Origin of the sequence: Sulfurovum xiamenensis (assembly GCF_030347995.1) — a bacterium.
GTDB lineage: Bacteria > Campylobacterota > Campylobacteria > Campylobacterales > Sulfurovaceae > Sulfurovum > Sulfurovum xiamenensis.
Genome location: NZ_JAQIBC010000026.1, coordinates 1 through 626 on the forward strand (window position 1 = coordinate 1; position 626 = coordinate 626).

General features: G+C 41.5%; 1 protein-coding gene. It reads left to right on the top strand.

The annotated features are described in order from the left end of the window. Positions 1 to 626 (top strand): beta-helix domain-containing protein (locus PF327_RS11400; protein WP_289402675.1); only part of this gene is annotated, 626 nt, incomplete at both ends.

Genomic DNA, 626 nt, shown 5'->3' on the forward strand with positions numbered 1-626 from the left:
ACACTGATAGGAAATGCAGGAAATGATCAAGTGAATGCATACGAGGTAAACAGCCTTTTTGCTGCTGGTGGCGGTAAAGATGCGAATGGCGCTATCGTACCGGGTCAGGATTTGGCAGACAGTTCAGGTATCTTGAGAAATGTGTATATCCTTAACTCTGGTATTACAATGGCCCAAGATAAAGAGATCAATGGTCTGAGTTTTGTAGGTGTTGGGTCAGGTACTATTGTTGAAGATATCACAATTGATTACTCTGATGATGACGGTATCGAGATCTGGGGTGGTACGGTGAACCTTACCAATGTTACTGTTACACACTGTACAGATGACTACTTTGACATCGATGATGGGTTCTCTGGAACGGTAAAAAATCTTGTCATCAATACAACAACAGGGAATGCAGGTATTGAAATGTCAGGAAATACTGCAGCAACATTTGATGGATTTACGATCACAACGGGTGCAACTCAGGCAAAAGAGGGTGGAATCTACTTTAAAAATGCCGGTATTGGAGGACACTTTAAAAATGGTACGATCATTCACAATGGTGGACAGATCGAACCTCATGGTGCCCTTCACTCTAACGATATTATTAATGAAGCAACTACTTCATTTGAAAATGTCGC